General features: G+C 66.4%; 2 protein-coding genes (1 of these 2 only partly in view). Both read right to left on the bottom strand.

Annotated elements, in window-relative coordinates:
* Window positions 1-5,614, bottom strand: partial view of an SDR family NAD(P)-dependent oxidoreductase gene (locus tag J5M73_RS06525; protein ID WP_207815149.1) — the start only. It extends 6,533 nt beyond the left edge of the window; only the first 5,614 of its 12,147 coding nucleotides appear in the window; its start codon is at window positions 5,612-5,614; the stop codon falls past the left edge of the window.
* The gene (locus tag J5M73_RS06520; protein WP_243433680.1) at window positions 5,611-20,550 is read right to left on the bottom strand and encodes an SDR family NAD(P)-dependent oxidoreductase; all 14,940 of its coding nucleotides are present in this window, start codon (window positions 20,548-20,550) and stop codon (window positions 5,611-5,613) included. Before J5M73_RS06520 ends, J5M73_RS06525 begins: the two co-directional genes overlap by 4 nt.
* Window position 20,551: the final 1 nt, after the last annotated feature.

The raw sequence follows: 20,551 nt of genomic DNA, 5'->3' as shown, positions 1-20,551 counted from the left end.
CCTGCGCCAACGCCTCGTTGTCCAGCTCTTGGTTGAGTTCGCGGAAGGCCATTTTCAGGCCGTTGATTTCAATCGGGTCGCCCAACTCGGTGCCGGTGCCATGGGCCTCGATGTAGCCGACGCTGCGCGGATCGACGCCGGCCTTGCGGTAGGCCGACTTCAACAGCTCGGCCTGGGCCCGCGGGTTGGGCGCCGTCAGTGAGTTGGCCTTGCCGCCGTGGTTTTCCGCGGTGCTGCGGATCAGCGCGTAGATGTTGTCGCCATCGGCCTCGGCCTGGGCCCGTTTTTTCAGCACGATCATCCCCACGCCTTCGCCACGGGCATAGCCGTTGGCCTGGGCCGAAAAGGTCTTGCTGCGCCCATCCAGGGCCAACATCCCGGCCTTGCTGAAGCTGATTTGCGCCTCGGGGGCGATCAGGGTGTTGACCCCACCGACCACCGCCATGGCGCAGTCGCCACTGTGGATCGCCTGAACGGCGCGGTGGATCGCCACCAGGGACGAGGAACAGGCGGTTTCCACGGGCTCGCTCGGGCCGTGAAAATCCAGCAGGAAGCTCATGCGGTTGGGGCCGACCGAAGGCACCATCGCCGTGGCGCTGTAGCCCTCCACCGGTATCCCGGCCTTGGCAATCAGGCTGCTGTAGCCGGTCACGCCGGTGCCGACGAAGATCCCGGTGTCACTGCCCGCCAGATCGGCGCTGGCGTAGCCCGCGTCTTCAATGGCCAGCCAGACATAGGTCATCAGCAGCCGCTGCTGCGGGTCCATCAACTGCGCTTCCCGTGGCGAAATGGCGAAGAACAGCGGGTCGAAGTGATCGACGCCGTGGATGAAACCGCCCCACTTGACGTTGGTCTTGTCGACTTCGCGATGGGGATCGCCGTAGTACTCGCGCCAGTCCCAACGGTTGGCGGGAATCTCGCTGATGCAGTCGCGCCCGTCCTTGAGGTTATGGAAAAACTGCTCGACGTCCTCGGCCATGGGAAAGCGGCCACTGATACCGATCACCGCGATCTCGTCATCGATGCGGTTTGCCGGTGGCGTTTGCCTGACTCCGCTGACGCCGTCCCCTGGCCCCGGGGCCATCGTTGGCAGCGCTTGCTGCCGGGGCTGGGCCGCGGCGGCTGGCGCTGCGCTGGCCTGCGGCGCGAATCGTGGAGCCAGCGCCGCCTGATGCTCGCGCTCCAGGTACGCGCAGAAACGGCCGACTGTGGCGTGTTCAAAAAAGATCGTCGGCGCCAGGTTGAGTCGCCATTGCTGTTTCAGGGTATTGGCCAGGGTGGTCAGGCTGATCGAGTCGAAGCCGTATTGGCTGAACTCGACATCCAGACGGATATCGCCAGCGGGAATCTTCATCTGCGCCGACACCTGTTCGATCAGCGCCCGCTGCAAGGCTTCAGTCAGCGGCGCCACATGCTGCGCTGCAGCCGACAACGATGCCGACTGCGCTGAGAGCGCTTGTGGCTGTGGCTCCGGCATTGCCGCGGCGGTGGCCGCGTTGACCAGCGCGGTCATCGGCTCGCGCCGGCCGTGCATCACCAGCACCTGGGGCAAGGCCAGCGCCACGCACTGGCGCAAGGCGTGAATCCCGGCGTTGCTCGGCATGGCCACCATGCCGGTGCTCTGGGCCATGTGCTGCGCGGTGGCGGCATCGACCTGCATGCCGCCCTCTTTCCACAGCGGCCAGTTGATCGCCAGGCTCTGGCCCTGGCGCAGGCCCTGGGCGGTGAGCTGTTGGCGGTAAGCGGCGTAGTGATCGACAAAGGCGTTGGCGGCCGCGTAGTCCGCCTGGCCGACGTTGCCGACGACACCGGTCCCGGAGGAAAAGCAGATCCAGAAATCCAGCGCCAGCCCAGCGCTGGCAAGGTCCAGGTTGCGGCTGCCGGCGACCTTGGCCGCCAGCACCTGGCGCAGTTCGTCATCCTGCTTGTTGATCAGCAGGCTGTCGCGGATCACCCCGGCGCAGTGCAGCACGCCGTCGAGGCCGTGGTGCTCGGCGACAATCCCGTCGATCAACCGCTGTACCGCCTGGGCGTCGCTGACATCCAGCGACTGGTAGTGAACCCGGTTGCGGCCCGCATCAATCCCGGCCAAGCCGTCTGCGGCCAACGCCGAGCGGCCGGTGAGAATCAGCGTGGCGTCGCTGACACGGGCAGCGATGGCCTGGGCAAACAGCCGGCCGAGGCCGCCGAGGCCACCGGTAATCAGGTACACCCCGCGGTCCTTCCACGGCGCGTCGATCGCCAGGTCGACCGGCGGGCATGGCCGCCAGCACTGAACCTGGCGCCGGCCTTCCCGGTAGCGGATGGCGACATCGCCGGCGGCGATATTTTCCGCCAGCCGTTGTGCCAGTGACGATGGTTGATCCAGCTCGATCAGTTGGCCGCGCACCTGCGGCGCCTCTAGCTGCAAGCTGCGCAGCATTGCCGCCAGGCCGCCGCTCATCCGCTCGCCGCACGGGTTATGCACCGCCAGCTGGAGCAGGCGGCGTCCGCCACCGCCGGCCAGCAGCCCGCGGATCTGCTGCAACAGCGCCAGGGCCAGCTGTTGATAGTCCACCGCGCAGTCCTGATCGGGAGCCTCCAGCACCGTGCACTGGCAAGCGCCGTCCTGGGTGCTCAGTTGCTGCTGCACCTGGGCGGCCAACTGCGGATCAAAGCCACTGAGCAGGATCAGGCGCTGGGCACGGATCGGCGCGGGCAGCGTCGGAGCCGCCTGCTCCAGCCACTGGGGCTGGAACAACAGGGTTTCCAGCAACTCAGGCTCGGCGCCTGGTGCTTCGCTCGGGGCGCTCAGCACCCTTGAAGTAAAGCCCTGCATCAAGACGCAGAGCGTGCCTTGGGCATCGAACAGCTCGATGTTCAGACGCTGCAAACCGCTATCGGCCTGCTGATCGTTGCGGCGTTCGGCGTAGCTGACCCGAGCCCACATCCGTTCGCTGCAGGGTTGCAAAATCTGCAAGCCTTCCAGGGCAAACGGCAGGGTTGGTCGGGTCAACGGCGGCAAGTGCTGCCGCTGGTCCTCACTCAGCACCACGTCGGCCCCCAGACTCAGGGCGATGGCCGCTTGCAGCGCCGAGTCCATGAGCGACGGATGCAGCACATAGTCCTCAAAACCATCGCGCTGACAGGCGGGCAATCGCAGTTGCGCCAGCACTTCACCCTGCCCGAGGTGCACCGACTCCAGGCCCTGATAGGCCGGGCCGTGGGCAAAGCTCATGGCCCGGTAGGCCTCGTAACACTGCTCGGCGCTCAACTGGCCGCCGTTCATCCGCGCCTTGAGCGCCGCCAGATCCACCTGCCGGGCTGGCGGCGAAGTGAAAGCGGCCAGGCCCTGGCTGTGCAGCAACGCCTCTGCAGTGGCTTGTCCGGTGAGCGGATCGAGTTCGCGGCTGGAGATCTCGAAGCGGATCGCCCCGTCCTCATCCTGGATCAGTTCGATATCCACCTGGCGCGGCTGGGCGCCGACGATCAAGGGCCGCAGCCACACCACCTGAGTCAGGGTTGGCTGTTGCCCTGGCGTGGCCATCGCCACCGCCGCCCGGGCCATTTCCAGATGGGCGACACCAGGGAAAATCCGTTGCCCGCCCACCACGTGCTGCTTGAGGAAAAACTCCTCGCCATCAAAGCGGCTGGTAAAGCGCTGACGCTGCAGGTCCGAGGTGTTGCGCGCCAGGAATGGATGCAACTGGCGCGGGACGCAAGAGCCCTCGGCGCTGACCGTGCCCGCCGCCGCGCCCCGTTGCGCCGGCGCTATCCAGAAATTCTGCCGGGCAAAGGGATAGACCGGCACGTGCACTCGGCGGGCGTCGCCCCGGTGTTGGCGATTGAAGCTGTCCCAGTCGAGCTTGCCTCCCGCGGCCCAGGCTTGAGCCAGGGCTTGCAGGCGCTGTGGCTCGGCGCTGTCCGGCAGCTCGATGTCGCCCCCCTCTGCGGTGTCGATCTGCCCGCAATAGACGTCGCGGGAGGCGTGGCCGTCCAGCCAGTCATTGAGTTGCTGGCGCAGTTGCTCCTTGTCCGAGCAGAGGATGATCAAGCGGTGGGCCTGGGCCTGCCGCCCGGTTTGCAGGGTGTACGCCAGATCCACCAGGCGCAGCGCCGGATCTCGCAGGGCCTGGCGCACACGCCGGGCATAGCGCTTGAGGCTGTCGGCGGTGCGTGCCGACAACGGCAGCAGGCACAGGCGCGGCTCGTGGCCGAGCGGCGCGGCCGCAGGCTTAGGGGCTTGTCGGATGACCATGTGCACGTTGGTGCCGCTGTGGCCAAAGGAGTTGAGCGCCGCCATTTTCGGCGCCTCGGCCAGCCATTCCCGGGGCTCGGGGTGGATATGGAACGCCGAGCCCGCCAGTTCGATCCGCGGGTTGAGCTGCTGGAAATTCAGCAGCCCCGGCAACTGGCCATGCTTCATCGACAGCAGGATCTTGATCAGGCTGACCACCCCGGCCGCCGCCGACGCATGGCCGATGTGCGCCTTGGCGCTGCCCAGGGCGCAATAGCCGGTGTCGGTGGTGAACTGACGGAACGCCCGGACCAGGGCATTGACCTCCACCGGATCACCCAGGGGCGTGCCGGTGCCATGGGCCTCGACGTAGCTGATCTGCCGGGGATCGATGGCAAAACGCCGATACAGCTCGCAGATCAAGCGCTCCTGGGCCTGGCCACTGGGGGCGGTTATGCCGTTGCTGGCACCGTCCTGGTTCATTCCCGAGGCGCAAATCACCCCGTAGATCGGGTCGCCATCGGCCAGGGCCTGGGAAAGACGCTTGAGGGTCACCATGCCCACCGCCTCGGACAGCACAATGCCGTCGCTGCGCTGATCGAAGGTATGGCAGCGCCCGGTGGGCGAAAGCATGTCCATTTGCGCCAGGCTGATCAGCCCGGGTTCGCCCAGGGTGGCGAAGACCCCTCCGGCCAGGGCCAGATCGGCTTGCTGGTTGCGCAGGCTTTCACAGGCCAGGTGGATGGCCGTGGCCGAGGATGAGCAACCGGTGTTGACCACCAGCGCCGGCCCCTTGAAATCCAGGAAGTAGGACAGCCGCGAGGCAATGATCGCGTCGGAGGCGCCGATGAAGGTTTCGTGGAAATAGCCGGTCGGCTCCGCCCCGACAAAGATGCCCACCGCCTGGTCGCGAAAGCTTTTCGGGTTGTAGCCGGCGTCTTCCAGGGCCTTCCAGCTCTCCTGCAGGATCAGCCGCTGATGGGGGTTCATCGACTCCGCATCCCGGGGCGAGATGTTGAAGAACAGCGGGTCGAAGTCGTCGCGTTCGGCCAGCACACCGCCCCATTTGCAGTAGGTCTTGCCGGGCTGGCGCTCGGCCGAATAGCTGCGTTGCAGGTCCAGGTAACGCTCGCCCAACTCGACCACGCCATCGGCGCCGGTGCTCAGGTTGTGCCAGAAGCGTTCGACGTTCTCGGCGCCGGGAAACTGCCCCGACATGCCGATCACGGCAATGTCGTCGTGCAGCTGCGGCGGCACCGTCGCAGGTGTTTCGGCGCGGGCCTCGGTGCTGGTTTCGGCGCGGGCCTTGAGCTGTTGCAGCAGTTGCCGGGCCTGTTCAGCGCTGATCTGGCGCTGTTGCAGCCGGGCGATGATGGAGTGAAATGCTTGGCTGCTCATGATTGTCCTTTACCGGCCGTAGCCTGGGCTGCGTCGTGGTGTGCGCTAGTGCTGTGGTTGACCAGTTGCAGCAATTCATCGATGGCCAGTTCTCCGCAGAGAAAGGCCGCTTCCAGTTGCCCCACCGATGGCGCCGGTTCGCTTGCCGCCGCTGGCGCGGCATCACCGCCCAAGGCCGCGCACTGCGCCGGGTATTGAGCGAGCAGGTAATCCACCAGGCTCTCCAGCGATGGGTAGTCGAACAGCAAGGCGGTGTTGAGCTCGATGCCCAGGGCCGCGCCGATGTGGCTGACAAAGCTCACGCCCAGGATCGAATCGATGCCGTAGTCGGCAAACGGCTGATCCACCTGAATCCGCCCCGGTTCCAGCTGCAGGGTCTTGGCCAGGCCGTCCAGCGCCAACGCGGTCAGCGCCCCGCGGCCGCCGCCATTGGCTGCAGGCGCCGATGGCAGGGGCTCGGAGGCCACAGTCGCGGCCAGTGGCCGTGTGGCAAGCGGCACAGGTTGGGGCTGGCGCTGGGGCTTTTCGTCGGGCACGAACAGCGCCGCCGGGGCCACGCCGTTGCGCTGCGCCACGACGATCTGCTGGCCAAGGCCGTGGGCGCATTGCGCCGGAAAGGCCACGCTGTGGAAACCGCTCTCGCCCAGCACCCGGACCCAGCTCTGCGGGTACAGGGCCGGGGTGCCGGGGATGCGCAGTTCGGGGTCTTCGTACAGCCACCAGCCCTTGAGCAAACCGAACGTCAGGTGAGCGAACAGCGACCGGTCACTGATTTCATTGAGCAGCACGATGCCGTCGCGCCGCAGCAATGCCGCGGCATGGGCCAGGGTGCGACGAATGCTGCCGGTGGCGTGCAGCACATTGGCGGCAATCACGATGTCATAGCCGCCCAGTTCCAGGCCTTGGGCCTGCGGCGGCTGTTCGACGTTCCACAGCTGATAAGTGAGGAACGGGTTGGCCGCACCGTAAGTGTTCCTGGCGTACATCAGGAACGCCTGGGAGATGTCGCTGTAGCAATATTCAGCCATCCGTTCGCGCCAGGGCTGCAGCGCCGGCAGCACGATGGAACTGGTGCCGCCGGTGCCCGCACCGATTTCCAGAATGCGGATCTGCCGTTGCGGTTCACGGATCGACAGCCCCTCCAGGTGCTGTTGCACCACCCCGGCGACCACCTGATTGAAGTAGTCGGACAAGGCGTTGTGACGATAAACCCCTTCGACTTTGTGCATCGAACCCTGGGGGAACATCACGTCGGTGGCCTGGGTCCGTGCGCCGAGTATGGCCGGCAGCTGTTGCAGGCAAGCATCGACCAGTTCCACCTGGGCCTTGCGTTGTGGCTCGGCGAGCAACTGATCCCTGAGCTGGCACCAGTGCTGCTCCAGTGCCTGCAGATCCACCGGCGCGGTCAGTGCGACCTGCGTGCCACGGCGTTCCAGCAGTCCCTGCTGTTGCAGCATTTCCAGACTGGTGGCCCACCAGCGAGCGTACTGCTCGCCGATACCGGCCTGGCGCCGCAGCCCGTCACTGTCGGCGAACTGCCCCGGCTGGCTGAACAGGCCCATGCGACACAGCTGCACCAGGGTCATGGCCGCCATGGCACGGTCAAACGGCGCCGGGTCATGGGCCGCAAGCAACGGCGCCGCCGCCTGGCGATAACGCTCGAAGCCGTCGTCCACCGCGTGCCCGGCGCTCTGGCCCAGGACGATGGGCTCAGGTTGCAACTGCATCAACTGCTGGACCGGCGCCGAAGCGGCCATGCACAGCAACTGATCGAGCTGGCCCTGGCTCAGGGCATCGATAAAGCGGGCAAAGCACTCGAAACCCTCGCGGTCCTGCAGAGCCCCGGCGTGGCGGCTCATGGGTTGCGCCGTCGGGTCCGCGGCCTGTTGTTCGGTCAGCGATGACAGCCAAAACCCCCAATTGATCGCCCCCACCGGGAACGCCGCCTGTTGTCGCAGGCTGCGCACCAGGGTGTCGCCGAAGGTGATGCCCGCGGCATAGGCGCCCAGCCGCGCCGCACCCGAGAAGGCAAAGCTCTGCCCGGAGGAGAAGTAGCACATGAAATCCAGCGGTTCATCGGCCAGGGCCCGGTAGAACTCGATGCCGCCCCGGCTTTTCACCTGCAGGATGGCGTCGAACTGCGCCTCGGGGATGCGGGTGATCGGGTCTTCATGGTTGAACACCACGGCGGAGAAAATCGCCCCGTTGATCGCCCCATGGTGCTGTTTGATCCAGGCCACGGCCCGTTGCAGCGAGGCCGGATCGTTGGCGTCGGCTTGCAGGTAGTGCAACTGCGACGGCTGCACGCTGCCCTGAGCCCGTTGCACACAGCTGGCGAGCCGCTGCTGCACCTTGGGGTCGTCGGCGCTGCTGCGGCCGAGCCAGATGACCCGGGCCTGATAATCGGCCAGCAGATAACGACTGATAATGCTGCCCACCGTGCCGCTGCCGCCGAGAATCACATAGACGCCCCCCTGCTTGAGCGCCGGGGTGACAAAACCGCCGTCGACTGCCGAGGGTTGCGCTTGCCAGCTCAACCTGAAAAGGCGCTGGCGATAGGCCTTGCCGTCCCGCAGGGCCAACACCTCTCCCCGAGCCAACCCGGCCTCACTCTGCAACTGGTGCAACAAGCGCGGGCGGCGTCGGCTGTCGGCCAGCTCGCGGCTGGCGACATCCAGGTTGCGCACCCGGAACCGGTGTTCGCCCTGGGCAATCGCATAGGCCATGCCCGTCAGGCCGCCCCCCATGGCACTCACCGCCTCGCCACTGATGTCGAAGTTGTCCTGGCTGATGATGTAACTGTCGATGGCCTGGCAAGGGCTGTGCTGCTTGAGCCATTTGATCAAGCGCAGCAGCAGGATTTCGTGGTTCTGCGGGCTGTCGAGCTGCGCTTGCCAGTCGGCGGCCGCGGCGTGGCCAGCGAAGAAATACAGGCAATCGATGGCCGGCACCGCCCCCAGGCATTGCTCCAGCGCTTGCGGATCAGTGGCATCCAGCGCCCAGTGATCCGCTGCCAGACAGGCCGTGTGCCTGCCCGGTTCCAGGCGTATCACCCGGCCGGCGCCGGTGGCAAAACCGGCGCTGAGCAGGTAGTTCGCGGTGATCGCCTCCGCCACCGGCCGCAGCGCAGCCTCGGCGACAATCAGCACGCAGCGCTGTTGCACAGGCGCGGGCTCGACGCTCGACGCTTCAGCGCCCTGCTCCACGGCCTGCCAGCGCGCCAGGTAGCTCAGGCCATCACTGGCTGCGGCAGCCGGCGCCGGGGCCGCTGGCGTATGCGTGACCGCGCTGGCCCCAGGCTGCACAGCCGGCAACCAGTACCTTTCCCGGGCAAAGGGGTAGACCGGCGCACTGATCCGGTACGGCAGCGCTCCGCTGCGCCGGGCCTGCAGCAGCGACCAGTCGATGACCGCGCCCTTGACCCACGACTGCAGCAACTGGTGCAACTGGCCGCTCTCGACCCACTGCCTGACCTGCGTGGCCGCTTCGGCATCGGCCTGGGCCGCCGGGCGCTTGCCCTGCAGGTCGCCGCGATGAAAATCGGCATCCGCCGTGGTGTCCTGGTCGATAAAGCGGCGCAGCCGGGTCGCCAGCGTGGCGACACTATCAACGATCAGTCCAAGCCGCGCCGCCATCATTTCCCGACCCTGCTGCAGGGTGTACGCCAGGTTTGCCAGGTCGGCACCCGACAGCCCCGGACGTGCCTCTATATAGGCCAGCAGGGCCTGGGCGTAGTCCCGCAGGCGGTCCGCGTCGCGGGCGGAAAGCAGGATCACTTCGGCGTCACTGGCGTGCGGCATCGGCCGGTATTCGTCGTGTTCCTGGAGCAGCACATGGGCGTTGGCGCCGCCAGCACCGAAGGATGAGACCCCGGCGATCCGCGGTCCGGCGTTGGCCGGATGCCAATCGTCCAGGGTCTGCTGCAGGTAAAACGGAGTGGCGTCCAGCCGCAGGTTGGGGTTGAGGGTGGCCGCGTGCAGGCTTGGCACCAGTTGCCGATGCTTGAGCTGCAGAATCACCTTGCTGACCCCGGCGATCCCGGCAGCAGCCTCCAGATGGCCAATGTTGGCCTTGACCGAACCCAGCGCGCAGTGGCCCAGGGCTACATGGTCAAGGGCAAAAGCCTGGGTCAGGCCGCTGACTTCAATCGGGTCGCCCAGCTCGGTGCCGGTGCCATGGGCTTCGATGTAGCTGATCTGGCTGGCGTCGAGCCCGGCCTGATCGATGGCCAGGCGGATCACCTTGGCCTGGGCCTGGGGGTTGGGCACGGTGTAACCGTTGGTTTTACCGCCATGATTGACCGCCACGGCGCGGATCACCCCGTGGATGTTGTCGCGGTCCGCCAGGGCCTGGGACAAGGGCTTGAGCAATAAGGAGCCGACGCCCTCGCCCGGCACGAAGCCATTGCCGCCTTCACCGAAGCTGCGGCAGCGACCATCCTTGGAAAGCATCTGCCCGGCGCTCAACTCAACGTAATTGGAGGGGTGCAGGTACAGATTGACGCCGCCGGCAAAGGCCATGCGGCACTCGCCGCGGCGCAGGCTTTCACAGGCCCGGTGCAGCGCGGTCAACGACGACGAACACATGGTGTCCACCGGCTCGCTCGGTCCGTTGAGGTCCAGAACGTAGGAAACCCGATTGGCGGTGGAGCCGAACGAGGTGCGCGGAAAGACCAGTTGCCCCTGCTCGCGCAGCGCCGGCCCGTACAGGCCGTAACCGGTCTTGGTGATCCCGGCAAAGACCCCGACATTGCCCTGATACTTCGTCGCCAGATCCGCCTTGGTGATCCCGGCATCTTCCAGGGACTGCCAGCAGGACTGCAGGAACAGCCGCTCCTGGGGGTCCATGTTGACCGCCTCACGGGGCGAGATATTGAAGAACAGCGGATCGAAATCGGCAAAACCGTCGATAAGACCGCCCCACTTGCTGTAGCTGCGAGCCTGCTTCAGAGCCTCAGCGACCGAGTCCACGTAGAAGCCTTCAAGCGGCCAGCGCTGCGGCGCGATCTCGGTGATGCTGTCGCGCCCCGCCTTGAGGTTGCGCCAGTATTCGTCGAGGTTGGCGGCCTGGGGATAACGCCCGCTGATGCCGATGATGGCGATGGGTTCGGCGGCGGCCATGGCCATCGACGCAGGCACTGGGCTGGCCTGGCCAACGGCCGGCGCCGCGATTGGCGCCTCCTCGGCCAGGCCGCTCCATATCAGGCAGGCACGCTGATGTTCGGCCACCAGGTAGGCGCTCAGGGCGTCGAGGCTGGGGTACTCGAAAAACAGCGTTTTCGACAACAGGCGCTCGGCCGGACGCAACTGCGTCATCGCCGAGAACCGCTCCTCCAGCGCTCGGTTGAGGCGAATGATCATGATCGAGTCGATGCCGTAATGCTCCAGCGGGGCGTCGCATTCGACCCGGGCCGGCGGCAGCTTGGTGACGGCGCAGAACACCGCCTTGAGGCGTTCCAGAACCGCCGCCGACAGCTGCGCAGGGTCAACCGTCACCCCGGGCAAGCCAGGCGCCGGTGGTGCTTCGACCGGCTCAGCAGCGCCAAACTGACCACGAATCTGCGCCAGATCCCCTTCGATCACCAACAGCCGCGCCAGGCCGACGCTTAGCCCCAGTTGCAACGCCTGGATGCCATGCACCGACTGCATCGGCGCCATGCCGGTCTGTTGGCGGATGTGCGCCTGGTCGGCGCCGCTGATCTGCATGCCGCCATCGCGCCAGAGGGGAAAGTTGAGCGACAGCGTGTGGCCGAAGCGCAGGCCCTGCTCGACGTGCAGGTTGCGCAGCTCGGCAAACTGATCGATGAACGCGTTGGCCGCGGCGTAATCGGCCTGCCCGACGCTGCCAAGCACCGCCGAACAGGATGAAAACAGCACGAAAAAGTCCAGGTACAACCGGCGGCAGGCGCGGTCCAGCAGATCGGTGCCTAGCACTTTGGCGGCAAACACCTCCACCACGTCCTGCGGGGTTTTCTGGGCCAGCAGCCGATCGCGGTTGATCCCGGCGGCGTGCAGCACGCCATCGAGGCCTCCGTGGGCCGTGCAGATCTGTGCGATCAGCCGCTCCAGCCCTTGGCCGTCGGTCAGGTCCAGTGGCTGGTAAACCACCGCGGCGCCCAGGTCGCGAATGGCCTGCAACTGCGCCTGCTGGCGTGAATCAAGGTGCGAGCGGCCAACCAGAATCAGGGTGACATCCCGGCATTGCTCGGCAATCGTCCGGGCAAAGATCAGCCCCAGGCCACCCGCGCCGCCGGTAATCAGGTACACCCCGCGGTCTTTCCATAGGGGGCGATCGCTTGTGCGACCGGCGGCGACATCGTCCGCCAGCTCTTGCCACTGCAGTTCCTGGTGCTGGCCTTGCAGGTCGAGGCGCTGCAACACCGAGCGGGCGCGCAGACGGCGGGCACCCAGTAGCCCAGGCAACAGGGCCAGTTGCGCGGCCGCCAACGGCTGCTCGTCCTCGGTGTTGACCAGCAGGCACCTGGCACTGAGGGCCGGTTGTTCCAGGCAGGCGCTTTTGAGCAGGCCTTCGAGGCCGGCGTACAGACGGTCCTCCGGTGTTTGTTCGGCGATCATCAGCTCCAGGTGAACCCGGCCCTTGAGGGCCTGCAAACGCTGCAGCAGCGCAATCGCCAGCGCCTGATAACAGGCTGCCGGGCCGCTGTTGGCGCACGCCAGCACCTCGCCGCTGACGCCTGCGGCGGCGCTCAGGGCTTGCAACTGTGCCACTTGGGCGTCGTTGAAGCCGACCCACAGCAGCAAAGACTGGCCCAGCTCAGCACTTGCATCAGCGCCGCTACTGAGCGGCTCCTGCCACACCGGACGCGCCAGAAACAGCCCGGTGGCAGGCGACTCCAGCCGCTGCGCCACGGCGGGCTGGACCAGGGGAGTCGGCGTCTGTTCGGCCCAGTAGCGCTCCTTGGCAAACTGGTACCCCGGCAGATGAATACGCCGGGCCGAACCGGCCGGCCACAGGGCCGCCCAGTCAATAGAGCCGCCGGCAAGCCAGTCCCGAGCCAATCGCCCGCTGTCGTCGCTGGCCATCGCCGGGGTGTCGCCGTTGGCCAGCCGGGTCAGTTGCGTGCGCAACTGGTCCAGGTCGCTGACGACCAATGCGGCCCTCACCGCCATCGGTTCCCTGGCGGTCTGCAAGGTAAAGGCAATATGGCTCAGTGGCGCTTCGCTCCTGTCAAGCCAGCGCGCCAGGGCGCGGACGTTGTCGCCCAGGCTTTCGACGGTTTTGGCCGACAGCACTATGACCCGGCTGACAACGTCTGCTGCGGTACTGGGCACAGGGGGCGGCAGCTCCGGGTATTCGGCAATCACCAGGTGTGCGTTGGTGCCGCTATGGCCAAAGGAATTGAGCGCCGCGACCCGTCGCTGGCCGCCACTGGCTTGCCAGGCCTGTGCTTGGCGGTTGATGTAGAACGGTGAGTGTTCGAGCTCGATCAGCGGGTTGATCCGCTCAAACCCCGGCATGGCCGGCAAGGTGCGGTGGCGGATCGACAGCAGCACCTTGATCAGGCCGATCACACCGGCTGCGGCGGCGGCATGGCCGAGGTTGGCCTTGGCGCTGCCCAGCACGCAGTAGCCCTGGGCGTCGGTGAAACCGCGGAACGCCCGGATCAACGCATTGGCCTCGACCGGGTCCCCCAGGCGGGTGCCGGTGCCATGGGCTTCGACATAGCTGATGTGCCCGGGGTCGACACCAAACCTGCGCCAGGTGTCGCGCAGCAGTTGCTCTTGTGCATCGCCGTTGGGCGCGGTGATGCCATTGCTGACCCCGTCCTGGTTGACTCCCGAGGCCTCGATGACCGCGTAGATCGGGTCGCCCTCGGCTTCGGCGTCTTCCAGGCGCTTGAGCACGACCATGGCGACCCCCTCGGAAATCACCGTGCCGTCGGCGGCGGCATCGAAGGCGTGGCACTGGCCGCTGGGGCTGAGCATGTCGATGGCCGACAGGCTGATCAGCCCCCGTTGGTCCAGCAATGCATAGACCCCGCCTGCCAGGGCCATGCGGCTTTCACCGTGGCGCAGGCTTTCACAGGCCTGGTGGATCGCCACCGCCGAGGACGAGCAGCCGGTGTTGACCACCATGGCCGGGCCCTTGAGGTCGAGGAAGTAGGACAGTCGCGAGGCGATGATGGCCTCGGAGCTGCCGGTAAAGGAGTCATGGTGATAGCCACCGGGCTCGGCACCGACGTACAGGCTGACCGCCTGCCCCGCCAGTGTCATCGGGTTGTACCCGGCATCTTCCAGCGCCTTCCAGCTTTCCTGCAGCACCAGGCGCTGATGGGGCGTCATGGATTCGGCTTCGTGGGGCGTGAGGTTGAAGAACAGCGGATCGAAGCAGTCGCGGTCCTTGAGGATGCCGGCGCGATTGCAATAGCTCTTGCCCGGCTGCCGGTCGGCGCTGTAGGCCTCGGGTTGCAGGTAGTCCGGCCCCAGCGCCTGGACGCTGTGCTGTCCGGCCAGCAGGTTGTCCCACAGGGCGTCGACGTCAGCGGCGCCGGGAAACTGCCCGGCCATGCCGATCACGGCAATCGCACCGAGTCCGCTGCGCCCGGGCTGGCTCGCGGGTTGATTGCCCGCCAGTGCTGCGGCCAGTACCGGGTTGCTCGGTACGGCTGGCGGGACGGCTGGCGCCTCCCCTGCCTGTTCGCTGCTCGCCTCACTGTTCGGGATTGCCGCCAGCGCCTGCGCGATCTGCGGGCCGTGGGCCTGTTGCAGGTAATGCTGGAGCTTGCTCACGGTGGCGTGCTCGAACAGCAGCGCGCTGTTGAGCTTGATCTGCAGCTGCTGGCCCAGCTGTTTGATGAAGCCGACCCCGAGAATCGAGTCGACGCCGTAGTCGGAAAACGGCGTACGCAGGCCGATGCTCTGCTCATCGGCCTTGAGGGTCCGGGCCAGGGCCTGGATGATCACCTGCTGCAATCTGTCGGCAACAGGTGCTGCAGTGGCTGTCGCGCTTACAGGATGCTCGTTCAATCCAGACTCCTTGTCTTCTGCGGCGGTACTCGGCAGCGGTGGCGCAACGCTGTGCAGGGTCAGGGCGTCGCCATGGGCGGTGATGATCTGCTGGCCCAGGGCGAGTGGTTCCGGCAGATGCAGATCGACCTGTTCAAAGCCGCTGCTCCACAGCAACTCAAGCCAGGTCTGCTCGGCGATCAGTGGCGAGCCGGGGATGCGCACCCCGGGGTCCTCGTACAGCCACCAGCCATCGAGCAGGCCGAAGGTCACGGTGGCGGCGCAGGTCTTGCGGTTCAGTTCGTTCAACGCCAGCAGGCCGCCGCTGCGCAACAACGAACGGACATGGGCCAGGGTGTGGCGCATGTTCGCGGTGGCGTGCAGCACATTGGTGGCCACGACAATGTCATACCCCTGGCGGTTGCCGGGGGGCTGGCTGATGTCGAGGATTTGCGTGGTGAAGTAAGGCCGGCCGGCGGCGAAGCTGGCGTGCCCGTGCTGCAGGAAGGCGTGGGAAAGATCGCTGTAACAGTATTCACCCAGGTGCTCGGCCCAAGGTTCCAGCGTGGCCAGCAAGGGGGCTGTGGTGCCACCGGTGCCCGCGCCGATTTCCAGGATGCGCAGCGGCCGCCCGGGTTCGGCTGCGACCAGCCGTTGCACCTGTGCGCTGACCCGCGAGGCCAGTTGCGCGTTGAAAAAGTCCGACAGGCTGTTGTGCTTGTAGATGCCCTCGACCTGGTCCATCGAGCCGTCCGGAAACAGCAGGTCCGTGGCCTGGATCTGCCCCGTCAGGATCTGCGGCAGGTGCATCAGGCACGCGTCGACCAGGGTCACTTGAGCCCGGCGCTCGGGGTCCGCCAGGTAGTGCTCGCACTGGGTTTTCCAGGCCGCGAGGATCGCCGCGTGCCGTGAGCGGGCAATCGGCGTGGCCACCCCAAGGCCTTGGCCTTGCTGGCGCAGGTAGCCGTGCTCCAGCAGAATCGCCAGGCATTCCTGCCACCAGCGGCGGTAGCGCTCGCCGATACCCGCCTGCTGGCGCCAGAGCTCGGCGCTCTGCACCTCGGGGCTGGTGAAGATCCCCAGGGTCTGCAACTGGACCAACAGCAGCACGGCAATCGATTGATCGAGCATTTGCGGGTCAAACAGCTGCTGCAAGCGCTCATGCTCGGCAGGCTGCAGTTCGACCCCCGGCAACCTGGCACTGGCCAGCGCTCCGGGCTCCAGGCGCCCTTGCAGGCCTTCGGGCACGGCCATCAACTGACGCACGGCCGGCGAGGCCTTGATGCACAGCAAGCGGCGCAGCGAGCTGCCGGCCAAATGCGCGACAAAACGGCTGAAACAGGTAAAACCCTGGTCATCATCCAGGGCATCCAGGTGCTCGCTGACCGCCTGCGCCTGCAGCGAGGCGCGCCAGAACCCCCAGTTGATCACCCCCACCGGAAAGCGCGCGCGCGGGCCAATGGCCTCGGCAAAGGCGTCGGCAAAGGTGATGCCACAGGCATAGGCCGAGAGCTTGGCCGCGCCGGAAAAGGCAAAGCCCTGCCCGGAGGAGAAATAGCAGAGAAAATCCAGCGCCTGCCCGGCCAGCGCCTGATAGAAATTCAGGCTGCCACGGCTCTTGATCTCGAGAATGTGCTGAAACTGCGCCTCGCTGCTGTGTTGGATGCTGTTCTCGAAGTCGAAGACCATGGCGCAAAACACCGCACCATTGATGCGTCCATAGCGCTGATTGACCAGGGCCACGGCCTGCTGCAATTGCACCAGGTCGGTGCCATCGACCTGCAGGTAATCGACCCGACCGCGCCACTGCTCGTGCCCCAGGCTCTGCTGCAGTTGCGGACTGTCGGCGGCCTTGCGCCCGAGCCAGATCACCCGGGCCTGATAGTGCTCGATCAACTGACGGCTGATCACCTGACCGATCACACCGCTGCCGCCGAGAATCAGATAGACCCCGTTGTGTTGCAGCGCCGAGGCACTGCCGCGGTTCGCCGGCAGCGCCAACGGAATCAACTGCTGGACAAAGCGCTCGCCCCGGCTGAGCTTGATCGGTTCGCCGCGCTGGGACGCCGGCTCGGCGAGGATCTGTGCCAGCAGGCGTTGGCGGCTGTCCGGGGTTTCCAGCTCGTCGCGGTTGAGGTCCAGGTTGCGCAGGTGCACCCGGTGCTCGCTCTGGGCCAACGCATACCCCAGGCCGGCCATGCCCGCGCCCAGCGGATTGCCCCGTTGTGGCGCCCCGGCAAAGGCGTAGCGGCCAAACGACAACAGGAAACAGTCGATGCCGTGACCCGCTGGCATTTGGCTCGGCAACGCCTTGAACAGCCGCAGCAGCGGCAACTCGTGGTGTTGCAGGCTGTCGGCGAGCGCCGCCGGCGACAGCTCGTCGGCGCTTTGCCCGCTGATCACCAGCAACTGCGCCACCGGGCCCAGTGCCGCCAGAATCGTTGCCCAGCCCGCCGGATCAGCAGCACTGCAGCGCCAGTGGTCCGCCGCCAGTTGCGCCGTAGTGCCCAGGGTGCAATCGATCCGCAGCACCTGGCGGCGGTCCTGATAGTGCTCGGTCAGCGCCGCCAACAGCCCCTCGCTGGCAGCGGCAGACTCACCCAGCGTGACCAGCAGCACCGCGCCGGTGCCTGGCGCCTGAGCCTGTTCGTCGGCACTTTGCGCCTGCCAGCGAGGCAGGTAGCAGCAGCCGTTCAGATCTTGGTCCGAGGGTTCTGCACTGCGGACCTCATGGGCGGGCGGATGTGCCAGCCCGGGCATCCAGTAGCTGTTTCGGGCAAAGGGATAACCCGGCAGGCTGATCCGCAGCGGGCGCCGGTAGGCGTCGTGTCGGTAGAGCCTGGGCCAATCGACGACTGCGCCTGCGACCCACGCCGCGGCCAGTTCGCGCAGTTGCTGGTGCTGCAACCATTGCTCGATCAGCTGCGTGCCCGGCTCCTCCAGTGTCTCGTCATAGGGGTCGCTGTGCCCCTGGAACACCTGCTCTTGGGTTTCGCCTGCCAGCCACTGCGCCAGCCGACGCTGCAGCTCGGCGAGCGAATCGACCTGCAGCGCCAAACGTTCGGCCATGGCTTCGCGGCCGACTTGCAGGGTCCACGCCAGATCGGCCAGGGCCACCTGTTGTGCGTCTTGCGTGGCGAGAAAGTCCTGCAAGCGCGTCACCGCTTGCGTCAGGCGCTGCTGGTCGCGGGCCGACAGCAGGATCAGCCAGGGGCCGGGCATGGCCGGGCGCGAGTCGGGGCTGGCGAGGTGTTCTTCAACGATCAGCGACGCATTGGCACCACCGGCGCCGAACGAGGAAATCGCCGCAATACGGGGCTCGCCCTGGGTGCTCCAGGGCGCCAGTTGCTGTTGCAGGCGAAACGGGCTGTGGGCGAAATCGATCTTCGGGTTGGGCTGTGCCGCATGCAGCGACGGCACCAACTGGCGGTGCTGCAATTGCAGCAGCACCTTGCTCAGGCCAGCGATGCCGGCGGCACTTTCGCAGTGACCGATATTGCTTTTGATCGAGCCAATGGCGCAGGAAGCGCCATCGCTGCTGGCAAAGACCCGGCTCAGGCCGCTGATCTCAATCGGATCGCCCAGCGCGGTGCCGGTGCCATGGGCCTCGATGTAGCTGATCTGCCGGGCATTGACCTCCGCCCGCGCCAGGGCTTTTTCCAGCACACGCTGTTGAGCCCCGGCGCTGGGGACGGTGTAGCCGTTGGTCTTGCCACCGGCGTTGATCGCCCCGCCACGAATCACCGCGTAGATCCGGTCGCCATCGGCCAGGGCCCGCTCCAGCGGCTTGAGCAGCACCGCACCCACACCTTCGGCGTCGACAAAGCCGTCGGCATCATCGGCAAAGGCCCGGCAGTGTTCGCCGCGCGACAGCATCATCATTTCGCACAGGCCGAGGTAGTGCTGCGGGTTGACGATCAGGTTGATGCCCCCGGCGATGGCCAGATCGCAGCTGCCGCTGATCAGGCTCTCGACAGCCAGGTGGATGGCGGTCAGCGATGACGAGCAGGCACTGTCGAGCGCCAGGCTCGGGCCCTGCAGATCCAGCTGATAAGACACCCGGTTGGCAATCGACCAGTAATTGCTGATGGGGTTGTAGCTGCCGTTCATGACGCCGACAAACACCCCGACCTCGCCCTGTTGATGCAAGGTTGCCGGGTTGTAGCCTGCGTCTTCGATGCTGTGGTAGGCGACTTGCAGGAACAACCGCTCCTGGGGGTCCATCCGTTCGGCTTCGGTGCGCGAAATGCGGAAAAACGCCGCATCAAACTGATCGATGCCCTCGATGAAGCCGCCCCAGCGCGTGTAAAGGTGCCCGGGCTGCCCCTTCTCGGCCGAGAAATAGCGCTGCCAGTCCCAGCGTTCTTCGGGGATTTCGCCAATGGCGCAATGACCGCCCGCCAGATTGCGCCACAAGTCGCTCATCGATTGCGCCCCTGGATAGCGGCCGTCGAGACCGATAATCGCGATAGAGCCGCCCGCGCCCTGCTCCCGGGCCTTGGCGCTGCTGTGCGGTGTGCTGGCGGGTGCCTGCGGCGCGGGCTGTTCGGCCTCGGGCTGGCCCAACAGCCGCTGAAGTTCTTCGCCACGCTGCTGGATAAAGTGCTCGGTCAGCGCCGCCAGGGTCGGGACTTCAAAAAACAGTGCGCTGTCCACGGCGGCAAAGTGCTCACTGAAGGCATGGGTCAGCCGCACCACCAGAATCGAGTCCAGGCCATAGTCTTCCAGTGGCCGCGACAGGCTCATCTTGTCGGCCGGGATCTTCAGCGTGGCGCTGACCAGATGGCGCAGGAAATCGGCGACCCGACGCCGCCAAGCGTCCGCGCTGCTCTGATCCGGGCCTGGGCTGAAGGTTTCCCGGGGCGCGCGGGCGTCAGTCGTCGCCGGCACCGGCCGCTGCTGGCCGACGACCGGCTGACGGACGATGCCGTCGCTCTCGGCGAGGATGATTTGCTGGCCCTGGGCATGGGCCTGCCGGGCCGGGAACAGCACCGGGCTGAATCCCTCTTGCTCCAGCACCGCCTGCCACCCCGCCGGCGACAATCCAGGGCAACCGGGCAGCCGCAGAGGGCCATCGCGATACAGCCACCAGCCTTCGAGCAGGCCGAAGCTCAGGTGGGTGAACAACGACGCCTCGCTGATTTCGTTGAGCATCAGCAAACCGCCCTTGCAAAGCAGGGCCTTGGCATTGCGCAAGGTCTGGCGGATGTCGGGGGTGGCGTGCAGCACATTGGTCGCCACCACCAGGTGGTAGTGATCGGTATCGATTCCCTGTTCGGCGCAAGGGCGCGAGACATCGAACAGACGGGTGTGCAGGAACGGATGCTGGGCAGCGAACTGGTCGCTGCCGTGTTGCAGAAACGCCCGTGACAGATCGGTGTAGCAGTATTCGCCCATCTGCGAACGCCAGGGTGCCAGCGCCGCCAGCAGGCCGGCACTGGTGCCGCCGGTGCCGGCGCCGATTTCCAGGATGCGCAGCGGTCCGGCGTCCGCCGGGCGGCTTTCGATATAGGCCAGCACCGCCTCGATCAGCACCTGATTGAAATAGTCGGCAACCCGGTTGTGCTTGTAGACCCCTTCCACCAGGGACATCGAGCCATCGGGAAACAGCAGGCCGGGGGCGCTCTGTTCGCCGCGCAGCACCCCCGGCAAACCCTTGAGGCAGGCGTCGAGCAACAACGCCCTGGGCGCCAGGTCCGGGTCCTGGCGCCATCCGGACAAAGCTTCATCCCACTGTTGCCACAGGGCCACGGCGTCGGCGGTTTCGACACCGGTCACATACTTGAGGCTCTCGGCCAGCCACCGCTGCAGGTAAGCCGGCGTGACAGGGCCGTGGCGAGTGGCCAGGTGTTGCAGGTCCTCGGCATGGCCAAGTCCCAGCGCCTGGAGCTGGCTCGCCAGCAGGCGGCGCGCCAGTGCATCGAGTTCACCAAAGGCGCCGGCGCTGGTCTGATGTGCGGCTGTTTGCATG

The sequence above is a fragment of the Pseudomonas sp. 50_B genome (assembly GCF_017491625.1).
GTDB classification, from domain to species: Bacteria; Pseudomonadota; Gammaproteobacteria; order Pseudomonadales; family Pseudomonadaceae; genus Aquipseudomonas; species Aquipseudomonas danubii.
This window is presented reverse-complemented; position numbering and strand designations above follow the sequence as displayed.